Source organism: Gemmatimonadaceae bacterium, from assembly GCA_035606695.1.
GTDB lineage: Bacteria > Gemmatimonadota > Gemmatimonadetes > Gemmatimonadales > Gemmatimonadaceae > JAQBQB01.
Genome location: DATNEW010000020.1, coordinates 164,239 through 180,828, shown reverse-complemented (window position 1 = coordinate 180,828; position 16,590 = coordinate 164,239). Strand labels below are relative to the sequence as shown.

Annotated in this window: 10 protein-coding genes; 3 read left to right on the top strand and 7 right to left on the bottom strand. The window is 65.1% G+C overall.

From position 1 onward, the window contains the following. Window positions 1–42 precede the first annotated feature (42 nt). On the top strand, window positions 43–2,496 hold the full coding sequence (locus VN706_09050) for an ABC transporter permease (protein ID HXT15765.1): 2,454 nt from the start codon (window positions 43–45) through the stop codon (window positions 2,494–2,496). 226 nt (window positions 2,497–2,722) lie between these two features. On the opposite strand, the gene VN706_09045 is transcribed toward VN706_09050, so the two are convergent. Then, on the bottom strand, window positions 2,723–5,431 hold the full coding sequence (locus VN706_09045; GenBank protein HXT15764.1) for an ABC transporter permease: 2,709 nt from the start codon (window positions 5,429–5,431) through the stop codon (window positions 2,723–2,725). Then, a complete protein-coding gene (locus VN706_09040; protein HXT15763.1) occupies window positions 5,428–5,784 on the bottom strand; it encodes a PadR family transcriptional regulator in 357 nt (118 codons plus the stop codon). The genes VN706_09045 and VN706_09040 overlap by 4 nt, the downstream gene beginning before the upstream one ends. 81 nt (window positions 5,785–5,865) lie before the next feature. Between VN706_09040 and VN706_09035 the strand changes: the two genes are divergently transcribed. Next, window positions 5,866–6,858 (top strand): DUF72 domain-containing protein, encoded by a 993-nt coding sequence (locus VN706_09035; protein ID HXT15762.1) that lies wholly within the window; start codon window positions 5,866–5,868, stop codon window positions 6,856–6,858. 26 nt (window positions 6,859–6,884) lie between these two features. Here VN706_09035 and VN706_09030 read toward each other — a convergent pair whose 3' ends face one another. Both VN706_09030 and VN706_09025 read right to left on the bottom strand, forming a co-directional pair. Continuing rightward, window positions 6,885–7,115 (bottom strand): hypothetical protein, encoded by a 231-nt coding sequence (locus tag VN706_09030; protein HXT15761.1) that lies wholly within the window; start codon window positions 7,113–7,115, stop codon window positions 6,885–6,887. Between the two features lie 89 nt (window positions 7,116–7,204). Further along, a complete protein-coding gene (locus VN706_09025) occupies window positions 7,205–8,227 on the bottom strand; it encodes a hypothetical protein (protein ID HXT15760.1) in 1,023 nt (340 codons plus the stop codon). 48 nt (window positions 8,228–8,275) lie between these two features. Here VN706_09025 and VN706_09020 point away from each other — a divergent pair, with 48 nt between their 5' ends. Then, a complete protein-coding gene (locus VN706_09020) occupies window positions 8,276–10,378 on the top strand; it encodes a S9 family peptidase (protein HXT15759.1) in 2,103 nt (700 codons plus the stop codon). A 13-nt stretch (window positions 10,379–10,391) separates the two neighbouring features. Here VN706_09020 and VN706_09015 read toward each other — a convergent pair whose 3' ends face one another. The 3 genes from VN706_09015 to VN706_09005 are packed head-to-tail and all read right to left on the bottom strand — an operon-like array spanning window position 10,392 to window position 16,522. Continuing rightward, window positions 10,392–11,423, bottom strand: a complete 1,032-nt coding sequence (locus VN706_09015) for a DUF2268 domain-containing putative Zn-dependent protease (protein HXT15758.1) — start codon at window positions 11,421–11,423, stop codon at window positions 10,392–10,394. Window positions 11,424–11,452: 29 nt separating this feature from the next. Next, window positions 11,453–14,062, bottom strand: a complete 2,610-nt coding sequence (locus VN706_09010; protein ID HXT15757.1) for a S8 family serine peptidase — start codon at window positions 14,060–14,062, stop codon at window positions 11,453–11,455. 48 nt (window positions 14,063–14,110) lie between these two features. Next, window positions 14,111–16,522, bottom strand: coding sequence for an aldehyde dehydrogenase family protein (locus VN706_09005; protein HXT15756.1), 2,412 nt, complete (start codon window positions 16,520–16,522; stop codon window positions 14,111–14,113). Window positions 16,523–16,590 lie beyond the last annotated feature (68 nt).

Genomic DNA, 16,590 nt, shown 5'->3' with positions numbered 1-16,590 from the left:
TTATGGAGGCATGCTGAAATTTCAACATTGAGCGGGGACGCAATGCATCAACCGACGTGGCACAACCGAGCCGAGGCCTTCGGGCAGGATGTGAAGTTCGCGATGCGCACGCTGCGGAAGAACCCCGCATTCACGTTGGTCGCTGTATTGACGCTCGCGATCGGCATCGGCATGAACAGCGCGATCTTCAGCGTCGTGAACGGCGTCCTACTCAAGCCACTGCCATTCAGAGATCCCGAACGCCTGGTTCGCGTGTGGCAGGTGTACAACTCGGACGGTACGCCCGAGCGCGGCGTCGTGTCGGCCGTGAACCTCGACGATTGGCGCGCCCGCCGTCGATCCATTACCGACATGGGCGGCTACTTCTACGCCGAAGGCATGAGTGGCACCGATCTCACGGGCATCGGCGCGCCGCAGCGCATCGACGCCGCGTTCATCACGCCCGGCTTCTGGGCAACACTCGGCGTTGCGCCGCAACTCGGCCGCGTACCGCGCGACGACGAGATGGTGCGCGGCGCGAACGACCGCCTCGTGGTGCTCAGCAACGATTTCTGGAAGCGAGAGTTTGGCGGCGACCGCGCGGTCGTCGGGCGACGCGTTACACTCGGCGGCCATTCGTACGAGATCGTCGGCGTGATGCCGCCGACATTTCGTTTTCCCGCGCCGCAGGTCGAGATGTTCATTCCGTTCTCGACCATTCCCGACGACGCGATTCCACGCATACGTCCCGTGCGAACACTCAACGTCGTCGCGCGGCTCGGGCCTGGCCAAACCGTGGCTCAGGCGTACGCCGAAATGAACGCGATCACGCGCGGCTTGGCCGAGCAGTATCCCGAGAACAAGAATCTCGGCGCGGCGGACGTCGCTCCGCTGCGGGACTCGCTCGTCGGCAAAGTGCGCACGACGCTCCTCGTGCTGCTCGGCGCGGTCGGCTTCGTGCTGCTCATCACCGCGGTCAACCTCGCGAGCTTGATGCTCGCGCGCGCGACGACACGTGAGCGAGAGATCGCCATTCGCTCCGCACTCGGCGCCGAGCGCGGGCGAATCGTGGGGCAACTCTTCACCGAGAGCCTGGTCCTGGCGCTCATCGGCGGTGTGCTCGGCGTGATCATCGCGCAGGTTGGCGGAAGATTGCTCGTGCAACTCGCGTCGGGCCAGTTGCCGCGCGCCGAAGACGTCGGCCTCGATGCTCGCGTCCTTGCATTCACGTTTGGATTGTCGATCGTGACGGGTATCGCATTCGGTCTGGTGCCGGCGATTCGCGCGTCGTCACCGGAGCTTCAGCAATCGCTGCGCGAAGGTACGCGCGGCAGCACCAGCGCGGGCGGCGGGTTACGCAACACACTCGTCGTGGCCGAAGTGGCGCTTGCGATGATTCTCGTGTGCGGCGCGGGGCTGATGACGCGGAGTTTCGTCAAGCTGTTGCGGATCGATCTCGGATTTCATCCGGACCATCGCGTCGCGCTCAATTACAGCATCAACACCGCGCGGCACGCGACAGGACCTGACATGCGAGAGACATATCGGCAAATGCTCGAGAAGGTGCGCGGCGTTCCTGGTGTGATCGCCGCGGGCGCCGTTCGCGATTTGCCGTTTCACGGCGACGGCGAGACGGTCCCGCTCGTCCCGCCGGGGATGAGCGGCGTACCGGCCGACAAGCGTCCCTCGGCAACGATGATGTTCACGAGCGACGGCTTCTTCAACGCGATGGGCATTCCGCTCATCGCCGGACGCGATCTGTCGCAGCAGGATCGCGCGGGAGCGCCGGTGGTGTTCGTGGTGAATCAGGCGTTCGCGAAGAAGTATCTCGGCGGCGCGAATCCGATTGGGCAGATGGTCTCGTTCGGCGACTCGTCACACTATGCGATCGTCGGTGTCGTTGGCGACGTGCGGCAGGAATCCGTGGATGAGACACCGACACCGCGCATCTACGCGAGTGTGTATCAGGTCTTTCGTGTGAAGACCAATCTCGTCGTGCGCACGCAGGGCGATCCCGCGGCGATGATCAAGCGCGTCGAGGACGCCATTCGCACGGTCGATCCACAGCAGACGTTCACGAGCGCGTTCACGATGGACGAAGCAATTGGCGTCGCGGTCGCACGGCCACGACTGTTGACCGTGTTGCTGGGCATCTTCGGCGCGATCGGACTCGTGCTCGGCGCGCTCGGGTTGTACGGCGTGCTGTCGTATCTCGTGAATCAGCGGACGCGCGAGATTGGAGTGCGCGTGGCGCTCGGGGCGCAGTCTCGTGATGTGCTGGGGATGGTGGTTGGACGCGGACTGACGTTGGCCAGTGTTGGCGTGGTGGTGGGCCTTGTGGGCGCACTGATACTCACGCGCTTGATGCAGGGTGTGCTCTACGGCGTGACGTCATCGGACCCGCTGACTTACACGGTTGTCGCCGTTGTGCTGCTCGTAGTAGCGTCTCTCGCGAGTTGGGTTCCGGCACTGCGGGCGGCGCACGTAGATCCGCTCGTTGCGCTGAGAGCCGAGTAAAGAGCTTACCACGGACGGACGTCGGACAAGTGCGGACCGGCACGGAGACGGCGTGAACGGCAGTTGACTGCTGTTTAATGACTTTCTTAGAACACCCTTGGGATGCTTCGATTCGCGGAACATCCCGGGTGTTCTAAAAGGCATTCGAATTGAAACGTCGGTACTCACAGTTCAAACGCCGTCTCCGTGCCGGTCCGTGTACGTCAGAAGTGTTCCGTGGTACCGTTTAGGCCCTCATAGCCTCCACCGGATCTATCTTCGCCGCCCGCCGCGTCGGAGCCAGTGTCGCGATCGCGGCGATCGTCACCAGCACTGCGGCCGTTCCAAGGAGCACGACCGGATCCGTGGGGCTGACGTCGAACAGCAACGATCGCAGCGCACGCGTTCCAGCGAGTGCAGCGAGCAGCCCGATCGCGACACCCAATCCCGCGAGGCGCATCGACTGGCCCAGTACGAGCGCGGCAACCTGTGGCACACGCGCGCCGAGTGCCATGCGCACGCCGATCTCGGAGCGCCGTTGCGCGACGAGATATGAGATGACGCCGTAAATCCCCACCGCGCTCAGCAGCAACGCGAGCGAACCCGCGATCGCGAGCAGCGTCATGATGAATGACGTGCGCGACGTCGAACGGTCCACGACCGACTGCATGTCGCGCACATCCAGGATTGGGACGCGCGGATTCATGTCGGCCAGCACGCGGCGAATCGCGGGCAAAAGCTCGTTGGGGTTCGCGCTCGTCGTCTTCACGGTGAACGTCATGCTCGAGCCGACGCGCGACGCGAACACGATCTCACTCGGCGGCTGATCCAGGCCGTGCGCGCGAAGCTCGGGCGCGACGCCGACCACGCGATAGTAGCCGGCACGCGCGTTGCCGATCGCGATCCCCTTGCCGATTGGATCTTCGCCCGGCCACAGGCGATTCGCGAGCGCCTGCGTTACGACCGCGACGGTGGGTCGATCGTAGATGCCGGCAAAGTCGCTCCACTGCGGCGCATGACCGCGGACGCGAATGCTCATCGACTCGAAGAAGCCGGGGCCGACGTACGGCGTCGGTACGCACGGCGGCTTGTCGTCTTCCGCATACGATTTTCCCTCGGCCACGACGCTCGTGCATCCCACGCCGTAGTCTTGCAGCGGAAGATCGGTGACGGTGCCGACGGTCTTCACTCCCGGTATCGCGGCCACGCGGTCGTAGAACTCGCGCTGAAACGCCTCAACCTTGCTGAGCGAGTCGTATTGCGATCGCGGAAGCACGGTGGTGAACGTCAGCACACCGTTGGGATCGAGGCCCGATTTCACATGACGCAGATTCGTGAAGCTGCGCAGCATCAGGCCCGCCGCGGCGAGTAGCACGAGCGCCAGTGCCGTCTGCGTGACGACGAGCGCGTCGCGAATGGTCCGTTGCGTCGGCGACGCGGTCGCGCCTCGTGCACCGTCGCGCAGCGTGCTGACGTCGAGGGTCGTACGCCCGATCGGGATCAAACCGAAGACCAAACCCGCAGTCAGCGACAACGCGAGCGCGATGAGCACGGAGGCCGGATCCACGTGCACGGTCGCAAGCCGTGGAACGCTCGTTGGCGCGATAGCGAGCAGCGCACCGAGGGCAACGCGTGCGATCAGAATTCCGGCGACACCGGCGGCAAGGGACAACAGCAAGCTCTCGCTCAGGTAATGCACGGCCATGTGCGCGCGGTCGGCGCCGAGCGCGGTGCGGATCGCGGATTCGCGCCGGCGCGACTCGATGCGAACGAGAAAGAGATTGGCGACGTTGGCGCACGCGATGAGCAGGACGACGCCCACCGCGGCGAACAGCACCCACAACGTGCGCGCGAGCGTCGGACCGAGCATCTCGTCGCGCAGCGGCTTCACACTCACGCGGAAGTTGAAGCGCTTGATGAACCCATCTTTGTACGCCAGCGGCATGCGCTGGGGAAATTCGCGCATGAGCGTAACGAGATCGCGCTGCGCCGACTCGACGGTCGCGCCGGGCTTGAGCCGGGCGATGCCGGAGTAGGGATGCGAATTGTAAAATGGCCCGTTCGGATGCAGCTGCTCGGGGAACCAGAGATCGACGCCGAACGACGCGAGATCGTTGGTCGAACCAAACGCGCCAGGCTTTGGCAGCGACAGCCCCGGCTCGGCCACGCCGACGATTTGATAACTCGTGAGTCCAATCTGGAACATGCGGCCAATGATGGAGCGGTCGCCGCCGAAGTGACGCTGCCAGTATTCGTTACTGAGCACGACGACCGGCGGGGCGCCGGGAACGTCGTCGGTGGAATCGATGAGGTGTCCGAGCGCGGCGTGCGCGCGCAGCGTTGGAAACAACGTCGCGGTGGCCCAGGCGGCACGTGCCGGTGCGGGGTCGCTATTGCCGTCGGCAACGATCACGTCGCCGGTGTTGTACACGCCGAGGTTCTCGAACGAATGGTTGCGAGAACGGAAAAAGAAGTAGCCGCCGGCCGACAGTCCCCACGTCGATTCACCGTTGCCGGGCACGGTGACGGGATGCAGCACGGACACGAGCCGATCGGCGTCACGATAGGCGAGCGGCCGCAGCGCGACGGCGTCGAGTACCGTGTAGATCGCGGTCGTCGCGCCGATGCCGACGGCGAGCGTGATGAAGGCGATGAGCGAGAAGGCCGGGTTGCGAATGAGCACGCGGGCGGCGTGCGGAATCTCGCGGCGAAACGTGTCGAAGAGCTCCATCCGATTTCGTCCCCGTTGTGTGCGTTCGTCGATGTCGCGGGCTTCGCGGCGGTAGGTGTCGTAGTCGCCGAAGCGGCGGCGGGCTTCGCGTTCCGCTTCGTCGCGAGAGAGGTGCTCGCGCTCCATGAGCTCCTCGACGCGGCCCTCGAGATGGAAGTGCAGCTCGTCGTCGAGCTCGTGCTCGATGCGCCCGCGGGAGCCGGGCAGCCGGAAGACGCGTTTCATCGCGCGGCGCCCGCGCCGGCCCCGCGCGCGGCGATGATGAGTCCAACGACGCTGGTGTATCGCTGCCAGCGCGTGAGTTCGTCGGCGAGGTGCTTGCGTCCGCGGGCGGTGAGGCGATAGAACTTGGCCTTGCGATTGCGCTCGGTGTAGCCCCAATCGGCGTCGAGCCACCCTTTTTCTTCCATGCGGTGCAGCGCGGGATACAGCGCGCCTTCTTCGATCTGGAGCTGATCGCGCGTGACGTTCTCGATCCAGCGCAGCACGGCGAGGCCGTGCATCGGTCCCCAGGAGAGCGTCTTGAGGATGAGAAGGTCGAGCGTTCCGCGAACGAGATCGACGTCGGAGGCGGCCATGGGCGGTCCGGTCAGGGTTAACCTAAGAACCTTAGGTCTAAGGTTCTTAGGCTTCGACACCGCCAATGCCCAGAGAGTTGCATGACCGACGTGACGCACGACCCCGGCGCGCTGGCCGCGGTGGCCCGGCGGCCCGTGCACGGCGCCGCCGAGCCGCTCCGGCGCCGCGGCGCGGAGATCCGCGTCGGGACCGCCGGCTGGACCGACAAGACGCTCACCGCGGCGGGCGTCTTCTATCCCGCCGACGCAAAGACTCCCGAAGCGCGACTCAAACATTACGCCTCGCAGTTTTCGCTGGTCGAAGCCGACATGGGCTTCTACGCCATTCCCGACGTGCGCGTCGTCGAGAACTGGGTCGAGCGCACACCGCGCGATTTCGTGTTCAACGTGAAGGCACACGCGCTCATGACCGGCCATGCGACGGACGTCGCACGGCTTCCGCGATCGATTCGCGATGAGCTTCCGCCCGCGCTCGCGGCGTCCACTCGCGTGTACGCGAAGGATTTGCCCAGGGAGCTGCGCGACGAAGTGTGGCGCCAGTTTCGGCGCGCGATCGAACCCCTCGACGAATCGGGCAAGCTGGGCGCGGTCCTGCTGCAGTTCGCGCCCTGGATTCAACCGAACAAGTCCACGCCGGCGATGCTCGCGCGAGTTCGCGAACACCTGGGCGACTTGCCGATCGCCATCGAGTTTCGGCATCCGTCATGGCTCGAGACTCGGCTCCGCGAACGATTGTGGTCGTTGTTGAGCGATCTCGAAATGACTTACGTCGTCGCCGACACGCCTCCCGGGACGCCGACGAGCATGCCGATCGCTCCGGCGATCACCAATCCGGAGCTAGCACTCGTGCGGCTGCATGGTCGCCGGAGTGAGCTGTGGGGCGCGCGCGAGGCGACCGTCGCGGAGAAGTACAGGTATCTCTACGACGACAGCGAGCTCGAGGAGTGGCTGTCACTCATTCTCGAGCTCGCTGAAGAAGCCGAGCGCGTGCACGTGGTGTTCAACAATTGTTATGCGAACTACGGGGCCGTGAACGCGCTGGAGATGGCGGGTCTCATTGCAACGTCATCCTGAGCGAGCCAAGGATGGCACGGGGTCGGCTACGCCGCCAGCTGCCGCGACGGACGCCAGACCGGATGGCCGGCCATGATCTCGCCGACGCATTCGTACCGCATCGGAGGAAAACCGTGGACGCCAATCTCGAGCATGTCACCCGTTTGAACGGACACGTGCTGGCCGAGTGCGTCGACCGCGGCCGTAAACGACTCGCTCTCGATGATTCCTTCCTGACGGGAATCGATCCCATTCACGGAAAAACGAAACTTTGACATGTGAGACCTCCCTCGGTTGTCGCTGGGATGTAGTACACCAGCGAGCGGTGGGCGTTGCGTCGGTGCCTCTACTTCCTCTAGTGCCTCTACTACCTGCGATAGAACCGGGCGGCCGCGGTGAAGTCCTGGCGGCTCGTCGCGTTCGGGAACATTTCCACCCGCACGCGATCCTCGGCCAGGAGGTCGACCATCAACACGCCGGCGTTGACCAGCGTGCCGCCCCCGCCCTGGCGCGTCAGGTGAAGCGTCGTGATGCCCTGACCGACCGCGATGCTGCCAAAGGAAGGATCGCCCGCCGCGATGCCGAACACGCCGGACTGCGCGAGCTGGCCGCCGACCGAGATGCGCGCCTGCGACGGATCGTAGGCATCGAACGCGAATGAGAGTTGTTTATCACCCTGCTCCGGCGCGCTGCTCGACGCGTCCGTCGCCATACCGTCGAGAAACCAGTTTCCGCTGAGGCGGCCGCGCACGTCGTAGTCGATGCGACCGTCAAGATCGGAGCCGAGTCGCAGGACGTGCGCATACAGGTGGGTGCGCAGCGGTTCGACGAAGTACTTGAGCGGCGCGTCCGCGTCCAGCGTTTCCTGCGGGTAGCGATTCGGCGCGACGAATCCGGCGTTCACGTGATTCTCGTTCACGACGCCCAGGTCGAGCCCGTAGCCGTTCGACAACGTTGTACCGAGTTTCTGTCCCGCCGTGACGACCGCGCGCTCCGCGATCGCGGGATCGAGCACGATGTGATCGATGTAGTAGCTGAACGTCGACGTCATCCGGACGGTGATCTTGCTGTCCGGATTGTAGGTCTCGATGCGTTCGACCGTGCCGCCGCCGGGCGCGTAAATCCGCCGCGGGGTAAGATCGCAGGTGGGCGGACACTCGGCGGAGGTCGGGACCGCCGCCAGATAGATGTGGTTCGCCGGAATCGTCTGCGCGGGCGGTGTGAGGCCGCCCAACGGCGCGATCTGAACGATCGTGTCGAGCGGCGACGCGGTGAATACACCGTCGCCCGGCGGAAGCCCCGAGGCCACCTCCGACGGAGAATCGCCGGCGCAGCCGAGCACCGCCGCACATCCGAGGAGGGATGCGGAGAGGATGAACCGCTGGATCATCGACCGATTCTCGCTGTACTGTTCAGCATACCCTCACACCCGGATCACATGCATCAGATGCGTCAACGAGCCCTGTTTGCCGCGGCGACCGTGCTTCTTGCTTCCGCGACCGTCGTGAAATCCGTGGCGGCGCAGAAACGCGTTCTCACCTACGAAGACTTCGCGGCCGTACGCGCGGTGAGCGATCCTCAAGCCTCGCCCGATGGCCGGATGGTGCTGTACAACGTGCGTACGACGGACGTGGCGGCGAACCGCCGCATCGCGCAGACGTTCCTCGTGCCGACGAGCGGCGGAACGCCGCAGGTCTTTCCCGCCGCGGCGGTCAACGCGACGGAAGCGCGGTGGTCGCCGGATGGTGGACGTGTCGCGTACATCGCCGGCGGACAGCTTTGGGTTGCCGACGCCAACGGCGGCAATCCTCGCCAGCTCACGCATCTCAACGGCGGCGCGACCGGACCGGTCTGGTCGCCGGTCGGCGATCGCATCGCGTTCACCTCATCGGTCTACCCCGACTGCACGAGCGACGCGTGCAACGCGTCGCGCGAGAAGGCCGCGGCGGACAACCAGGTGAAGGCTCACATCGCCGATCAATTGATGTATCGGCACTGGACCGCCTGGGATGAAGGACAGCGCTCGCATCTGTTCGTTGTGGCGCTGGATGGCGGCACGCCGCGCGATTTGACGCCGGGTGTGCGCTATGACGTGCCGCCCGGGCCCTTTGGCGGCAGCGAGGGATATGATTGGTCTCCCGACGGCCGGGAGATGGCCTACACGGCGAAGGACCAGGGACGAAACGACGCGATCAGCACCGACGTGAATCTCTACACCGTGGAATTGGATGGCGGCGCGCCGGTCGTGATCACGGCGGCGAACAAGGGCGCGGATCAGAACCCGGTGTACTCGCCGGATGGCAAGTACATCGCGTACGCGTCGCAGGCGCGGGCGGGGTTCGAGTCGGATCGCTGGCGGATGATGTTGTACGATCGCTCATCAAAGACCTCGCGCGAACTCTTTCCGACGTGGGATCGCAATGCCGATTCGTACTTTTTCAAGTCCGACGGCGTGTTGTGCATTCAGACGACAGACGCGGGTCGTGAGAAGTTGTACATGGCGCGACCCGGCGTGATCTCGGGACGATCGGGCCGCGCGCAAGCCGCGATCCCTGAAGCCGTGCCGACGGAGCACAACAACATGTCGTTCGCGGCGTCGCGCGATGGACGCACGCTCGTCTGGGTGCGCGACGCCACCGAGCGGCCGGCGGAAGTCTGGACCATGGACCTTGGCGACATGAAGCCCGCGGCGCGTCAGGTCACGCACGAGAACGATCGATTGATCTCGCAGCTCGCGCTCAATCCCGCGGAGGATTTCTGGTTCACGGGCGCGAATGGCGCGCGTGTGCAGGGATTCGTCGTCAAGCCGCCGAACTGGCAAGCGGGAAAGAAGTACCCGACGATTCTGCTCATCCACGGCGGACCGCAGGGCGCATGGCTCGATCAGTGGCACAGTCGCTGGAACTATCAGATGTTCGCGGCGACAGGCGCGGCGCTCGTGATCATCAATCCGCGCGGTTCGACCGGCTACGGACAGAAGTTCGTCGACGAAGTGTCGAAGGATTGGGGCGGGAAGGTCTACACCGATTTGATGAACGGGCTCGACGCCGCGCTCGCCGAAAACCCATGGATGGATCGCAACGCGCTCGGCGCGGCGGGTGGATCGTTCGGCGGGTACATGGTGGATTGGATCGCCGGCCACACGGACCGTTTCAAGGCGCTCGCGTCGCACGCCGGGCCGTTCAATCTCGAGAACATGTCGCTCGCGACCGAAGAGCTGTGGTTCCCTGATTGGGAGTACGGCGGCGGGATCTGGAATCCGAAGGCGATGGCGACGCAGTATCGCGTGTACTCGCCGCACCTGTACGTGAAGAACTTCAAGACCCCGACGCTCGTGACCGGCGGCGAGCTCGATTACCGGGTGCCGTATACCGAAGACCTGTCGATGTTCACGGCGCTGCAGCGCATGCACGTACCCAGCCGGTTGGTGATCTTCCCGGACGAAGGGCATTGGGTGCTCAAGCCACAGAATCAGCGGCTCTGGTGGAACGGAGAGCAGGCCTGGTTCGAGAAGTACCTCGAAGGAAAGCCCAAGGCGTAACGCTCATTAACGCTCAGGGGTCGTAGCCGCTCGCGCGCAGCAGGCGATCGACGTAGTTCGTGCGAATGATCTCACGAACGGCGGCGCGCTTGTCTCGCGCGCGGTCGTAGTACGCCTGCGCGATGCGATAGCCGATGAAGTATCCGAGATCGTTTGGAAGTCCGTCCGCGCGAGGACCGTACATCCACGGATAGTACGCCGTGTCGTGCCGATGCTGTTTGAACTCGCTCCACAGCGCGTGCTCGTGGGCCAGGCCGTATGCATGTGCCGCGGAGTTGATCTGCGCGCCCGAGATCAGCTCGCCGACGAAGTCGGCGCTTCCCTCGTTGAACGCGCGAGCGAGCAGGGTTTGGCCGTCGGGCGAGGCCGTCTGCTGGCAGTGCACCAGCTCGTGGGCGACGATCGCCGGCAATTGTTTCGGATCGGAATACATCTCCGCCCCAACGACGATGCCGTGCGGCAGCGCGACGCCGCCGACGATGAAGCGGCCAATCACGAAATACACGTCCGCGAAGCGCGCGCCGGCATACAGTGATTCGAGTTTTCTAAACGACGCGCGAATCGCGGGCTCGGCCTCGCCGGCTCGGAGTGTAGCGGCGCGCACGCGTTCGTAGCGCGCGTGGTCGGTCTGGATCTGCATCACCAAATCGCGCGCCGAGCCGATGCGCGTAGCCGCCGCATCGTGCAGCCCGACTGATCCCCGATCCAGATACGCCTGCAGATTCAACTCACTCGGCTCGTCGAATACGCGCCAGAACAGCGTGACGTCGCTCGTGACGACGTGCGACGAGTCGGGCGTGGCGTACGTGACGGCGCACCGGCTGCCTGGTGCCGGCGGCGTGGCCAGCGCCGTCACGCGGCTTCGGCACGCCGCGAGCCATATGACGACCGCCACGCGCGCGAAAACACGAACGAGCGGCAGCCCGATGGGTTGCCGCTCGTATCGTTGCGTTCTCTCCTTGCTCTCTTCGCTCTTCTCGCTTCGCTCGACCGGCCGCGCGTGGCTTTCGCAATCGCGTTGCCGGCTCCCTCCCTCGATTCTCATTATCGGAGGGTGAGCGGTTTTCTGAAGCATTACTGCCCCGAGCGAACCTCCAGGCGATAGCGGCCGTGCGTCGCGAAGCGCGTTCCGCTGGCCGCGGTCACGGAGACATAGTAGATCCCCGGTCCGAGGGTGGTCTGAATGCGCGAGCAGCGCTGTGCCGTCGGCGAGGTAAAGTTGTCGTTCGTGGCGACGACGGTGCCCGCCGACGATGAGAGCGAGAGGAACGTATCGAGCTCGATGCCGAGCCCGCACGCGCCGACCAGGCCGGACGTCTCGAACGTGTAGGTGCCGAGCGTCGGAATTTGCACGGCGTACATGTCGCGCACGTCGGGCGTGGTGATCGTGCCGACCACATAACTCCCGACGGTGAGCGTGTTCGCGTGCGCCATATCGTCATTGGGCTCCACTTCCATTGGTAACCCGAGCACGATCGCCGCCGACTGCGAGCTTCCGTTCACGTTGAACACCGTCGGCGCACCGAGGCCGCCGGCCATCGCGAAGCGGCGGCCGGGCGTGCCGATGACACCATCGCTGCTCTCGTCGTCGCCGACGCGCAGGTAGTATGTGCCGGTGGAGAGTTTCGTGAACACGAAGTTTCCGTTGGTTGCAACCGTGGTGGAGCGCGCGACCGTTCCCGTCGTGGCGTCGACCAACTGTGCGATCGTGCTGCGCGGCGGGCCGTTTTGTTGCGTGAGCGAGTTGTACGCGTTCACGATGCCCCAGCCATAGACGTCACTGCGCGACAGACCGGTACCGCGCGTGGCGTATTGCTCGATGCGTGAGCGTAGTTGCGTCGCGGTGAGTGAAGGATCCTGCGCGAGCAGCAGCGCGGCGATGCCGGACACGAACGGCGCGGACGCCGAGGTGCCGTAGCCGAACAAGTACGTCGAGCGGTTGCGCGTGAAGTCCCATCCTGGTCCGAGCACGCCGCCGCCGCCGTTGTCGTCGAGGCGGAAATCGCCGCCCGGCGCCGACACGGAGATGAACGTCCCCGCGTTCGAGTACGTCGCGAGCGCGCCGTCCATGCCGACCGCGGCGACGCCCATCACGTTCGGCAGCGCGGCGGGAAACGTCTGCAAATCGAGTCCATCGTTGCCCGCCGACGCGACGAGCAGCGAACCCGCGTTGCTCGCGGCGGCGACGGCGCTCGCCAACGTGTTGCTCGATGCGCCTCCGCCCAGACTCATGTTGATGATCTGCGCGCGTGACGGCGCTTGTACGAGCGCGTTGTTCGCGCCCGCGGCGGGCAGTCCCGCGGCGTACAGCACGCCCTGCGCGATGTCGAAGTTGGTTCCGTCGCCGGTGATACCAAGGACGCGAATGGGGCGAATCTTCACGTTCCAATTCACGCCCGCGACGCCGAGCGCTTGGTTGCCCACGTCGCCGATGATACCGGCGGTCCACAGGCCGTGGTCGCCAAGATCGTTGTGCTGCCAGCACCCGTCCGCGTCGTCGAACTCGAGATCGTCGGGATCGGTCGGATCGGCGTCGGGCCCGTCGCCGTCGCCATCGATTGTCGTGAACGTGGTCCCGTCGCAGATGGATTCCGTGTCGCCGAAGCCCACCTGATCGACGAAGTCGTAGCCGTCGCTGGTGAGATTGGCCGTGATGTTCGGATGGTCGAAACGAATGCCCATATCCACGACGGCCACGACCACATTCTTGCTGCCAGTGGTGATCGACCACGCGCGCGGCAAGTCGACCATGTTCGCGGTCCAGAGTTGATCGAGCAGGAACGGGTCATTCGGAAACTTGCCGACGATGTTGCGCGCGGGCTCGCTCGCCGGCGTCGTCGCACCATCGAAGGACATCGCGAACGCCGCCGATTGCGGACGCGGCGCAAGGCCGCCGCGAATCGACACGATCTCGTCGCGCTCGACCCACGCGACGTTGGGATCCGTGCGCAACGACGCCATCACGGCGTCGATCTGCGTGGTGTCCGTGACCTCGAAGCGTGTGGCGAGCATGGCGGGCGAGACGCGCGCGTTGCGCAACGGGTGCGACGCGGCCAGCGACGCGGCGCGACTCTGCAATTGCAACATCGCGTTGCGCGCGACGGACATGGAGCGATACGCGCCCGAACCCGCCGCGGCGACACCGAGCTTGTCGTTGCGGAAACCAACCACGATGCGATTCGACATCGGGCGGCGCGTGACGGTGCGCTGGCTGCCGATGCCGAGCGATCGCGCCGGAGAGCGCGAGAACGTCGCGCCGAAGATGTTCGTGTTCGCCGGTGTGACGACGCCGCTGATCGTCGCGCCATTGTTGGCGACGAACGACACCGACGCGCCCGAAATGTTGGCGCTCGTCACGGTCACGACCTGCGTGCCGGCGGTTGGCGCGAGCGTCCACGTAACCTTCGACTTGCCGTCGTTGTCGGTCACGGTCGACGTTGCGGACAACGAACCACCGCCGACGACAGTCCACGTCAGCGTCACACCGGACACTGAGCGGCCGGCGCCGTCGAGCACTTGAACGACGAGCGCCGAATCGAGCGCCGCCGAGGTGTTTCCGGATTGATTCGCGCCGGAGACGACGACGATGTGATTCGGTGTGTGCGGGACGGGCGACTGTTCCTTGCACGCAGCGGCAGCGGCCGCGGCAAGCAAAGCAATGACGGACGCGGAGCGGAGACGCATCGGGAGGGACCAGCGAAAGGGGAAAAGCGGGAGAAGGTTTGGGAGATGCTACTCGCCGTACGGAACCCAGATATTCTTGACGTGCGTGGCCGCGCGCAGGAACTCGCGTCCTTCACCCTGCGAGCGATCCAGCCAATCGCGCTCGTGCCACGTTGCCCACGTCCGCTTCATGTTCGCGGCTGACGCGAGCTCGACGGCGCGGACACCGTCGCGGCTGCCGAAATACCAAACCGATTCGACATCGTCGTGTTCCGCGAGGACCTTGGCGAGCGCGTCCTTTTCACCGGTGACGATGTTGACGACCCCGGCAGGTACGTCGGACGTCTCAAGTACGGAATAGAAATCCGTGGCCGCCAGTGGACGTTCGGCCGACGGCACGACGATGGTGGTATTGCCCATGGCGATCGTGGGAGCGACGAGCGAGATAAGCCCGAGCAACGGATGTTTATCATCGCAAATCAGCCCCATCACGCCGATCGCCTCGTTCATCGCGATCGCAACGCCACGGATGGGCACGCTGTGCACCGCCCCGTCGTACTTGTCCGCCCATGCGCCGTAGGTGAACAAGCGCTCGATCGACGCTTCGACTTCCTGCCGCGCGCGTCGCGCGCCGCATTCGGTCAACGCGTCGATGCGCCGCGCGAACTCGTCAGCGCGGACCGACAGATTCTCGGCGATGTAATACAGGATCTGCGCGCGGCTGTGCCCCGTCGAACGAGCCCAGCTCTTGGCAGCCGCGTGCGCGGCTTCGACGGCGTTGCGAATGTCTTTGCGATTGCCTTCCGGCGCCTCGCCGACCTGTACTCCGCTCGGCGACAAGATGCGGCGTGTGTACGCGCCGTCAGGGCGCGCTTGTTTGCCGCCGATGAAGAGCTTCGGTGTGCGGTCGATGGCGGGAATTTCTCCACGAGCCGGAGCCGTGGGGCGAGAACCGGGAGCCGGGATCTGCGAAGAAAGAGAAGCGCGCTGTTTTGCCGATTCCTTCTTTCCCGATCCCGCGTTCCGCCTCGTCAAATACTCCCACATCCCTTCGCGGCCGCCCTCGCGGCCAAAGCCACTCTCGCGATAGCCGCCGAAGCCTGCCGCGGCATCGAACAGATTGGTCGAGTTGATCCACACGACGCCCGCTTTGATCTTGGGCGCGATGTCGAGCGCGAGGTTGATGCTTTCGGTCCAGACGCTGGCCGCGAGCCCGTACGGCGTGTTGTTCGCGAGCGCCACGGATTCTTCGGGCGTCCGGAACGTCATGCTCACGAGCACCGGGCCGAAGATCTCGACCTGCGCGATGGTGGAGGACGGCTGCACGCCGGTGAACAGAGTCGGTGGGTAGAAGCAGCCTTCGGTCGGGCACGCCCACGACGGCTGCCACATGGTTGCTCCTTCATCGACACCTTGCTGCACGAGGTCCCTGATGCGCTCGAGCTGTACCGGCGCGACGATCGCGCCCATATCCACGGCTTTGTCGAGCGGAGAGCCGAGGCGCAGCTTTTCCATGCGAGCGCGTAGCTTCGCCACGAGCTTGTCCGCGACGCCTTCCTGGACGAGCAAGCGCGAGCCGGCGCAGCAGACCTGGCCCTGATTGAACCAGATCGCGTCGACGACGCCTTCGACGACGCTGTCGAGATCCGCGTCGTCGTAGACGATGAACGGACTCTTGCCGCCCAGCTCGAGACTCAGCTTCTTGCCGGAGCCGGCGGTGGCTTTGCGAATGATGCGTCCGACTTCCGTGGAGCCCGTGAACGCGATCTTGTCGACGTCGGGATGCTCGACGATCGCGGCGCCGGTCGGGCCGTGGCCGTTGACGATGTTGACCACGCCGGGCGGCAGGCCGATCTCGTCGACGATCTCGGCGAAGCAGAGCGCGGTCATCGGCGTGAATTCGGCCGGCTTTAGAATCAGAGTATTACCGGCTGCTAATGCCGGCGCGATCTTCCACGCGAGCATGAGCAGCGGGAAGTTCCAGGGGATGATCTGGCCGACGACGCCGATCGCTTCGTAGCCGGAGAATTCGGTGTCGAGGAGCTGCGCCCAGCCCGCGTGGTGATAGAAGTGCCGCGCGACCAGCGGAATGTCGATGTCGCGCGTTTCGCGGATCGACTTGCCGTTGTCCATGCTCTCGAGCACGGCGAGCAGGCGCGAATGTTTTTGCACGCCGCGCGCGAGCGCGTAGAGGTAGCGGGCCCGCGCGTGCGGCAACAGCGCTTTCCAGGCGGGCAGTGCGGCGCGAGCCGCGTCGACGGCGGCGTCGACGTCGTCCTTTGTACCGTCGGTGACCCGCGCGATGACCTTGCTCGTTGCCGGATTGATGACGTCGAACGTGTCGCCGGGCTCGGTCCACGCACCATTGATGTAGTGCCCGAAGACGCGCTCGTGTTTGCCGAGCCACGCGAGCGCGTCCTTGTCGCTCTCGGGGGCCGGGCCGTATTCCATTGTTCTAAAGATTTCGGCGACAGTGGGCATTTGCGTTGGGCATTGGGCGTTGAGCGTTGGGAAACCGGCGAAGTCACATGCCCATCGCCCAGCGCCCG

Excerpts from the sequence above, each read along its gene's own strand:
- VN706_09050 (HXT15765.1), top strand. The coding sequence starts at position 43 with ATGCATCAACCGACGTGGCACAACCGAGCCGAGGCCTTCGGGCAGGAT.
- VN706_09045 (HXT15764.1), bottom strand. The coding sequence starts at position 5,431 with ATGAAACGCGTCTTCCGGCTGCCCGGCTCCCGCGGGCGCATCGAGCAC.
- VN706_09040 (HXT15763.1), bottom strand. The coding sequence starts at position 5,784 with ATGGCCGCCTCCGACGTCGATCTCGTTCGCGGAACGCTCGACCTTCTC.
- VN706_09035 (HXT15762.1), top strand. The coding sequence starts at position 5,866 with ATGACCGACGTGACGCACGACCCCGGCGCGCTGGCCGCGGTGGCCCGG.
- VN706_09030 (HXT15761.1), bottom strand. The coding sequence starts at position 7,115 with ATGTCAAAGTTTCGTTTTTCCGTGAATGGGATCGATTCCCGTCAGGAA.
- VN706_09025 (HXT15760.1), bottom strand. The coding sequence starts at position 8,227 with ATGATCCAGCGGTTCATCCTCTCCGCATCCCTCCTCGGATGTGCGGCG.
- VN706_09020 (HXT15759.1), top strand. The coding sequence starts at position 8,276 with ATGCATCAGATGCGTCAACGAGCCCTGTTTGCCGCGGCGACCGTGCTT.
- VN706_09015 (HXT15758.1), bottom strand. The coding sequence starts at position 11,423 with ATGAGAATCGAGGGAGGGAGCCGGCAACGCGATTGCGAAAGCCACGCG.
- VN706_09010 (HXT15757.1), bottom strand. The coding sequence starts at position 14,062 with ATGCGTCTCCGCTCCGCGTCCGTCATTGCTTTGCTTGCCGCGGCCGCT.
- VN706_09005 (HXT15756.1), bottom strand. The coding sequence starts at position 16,522 with ATGCCCACTGTCGCCGAAATCTTTAGAACAATGGAATACGGCCCGGCC.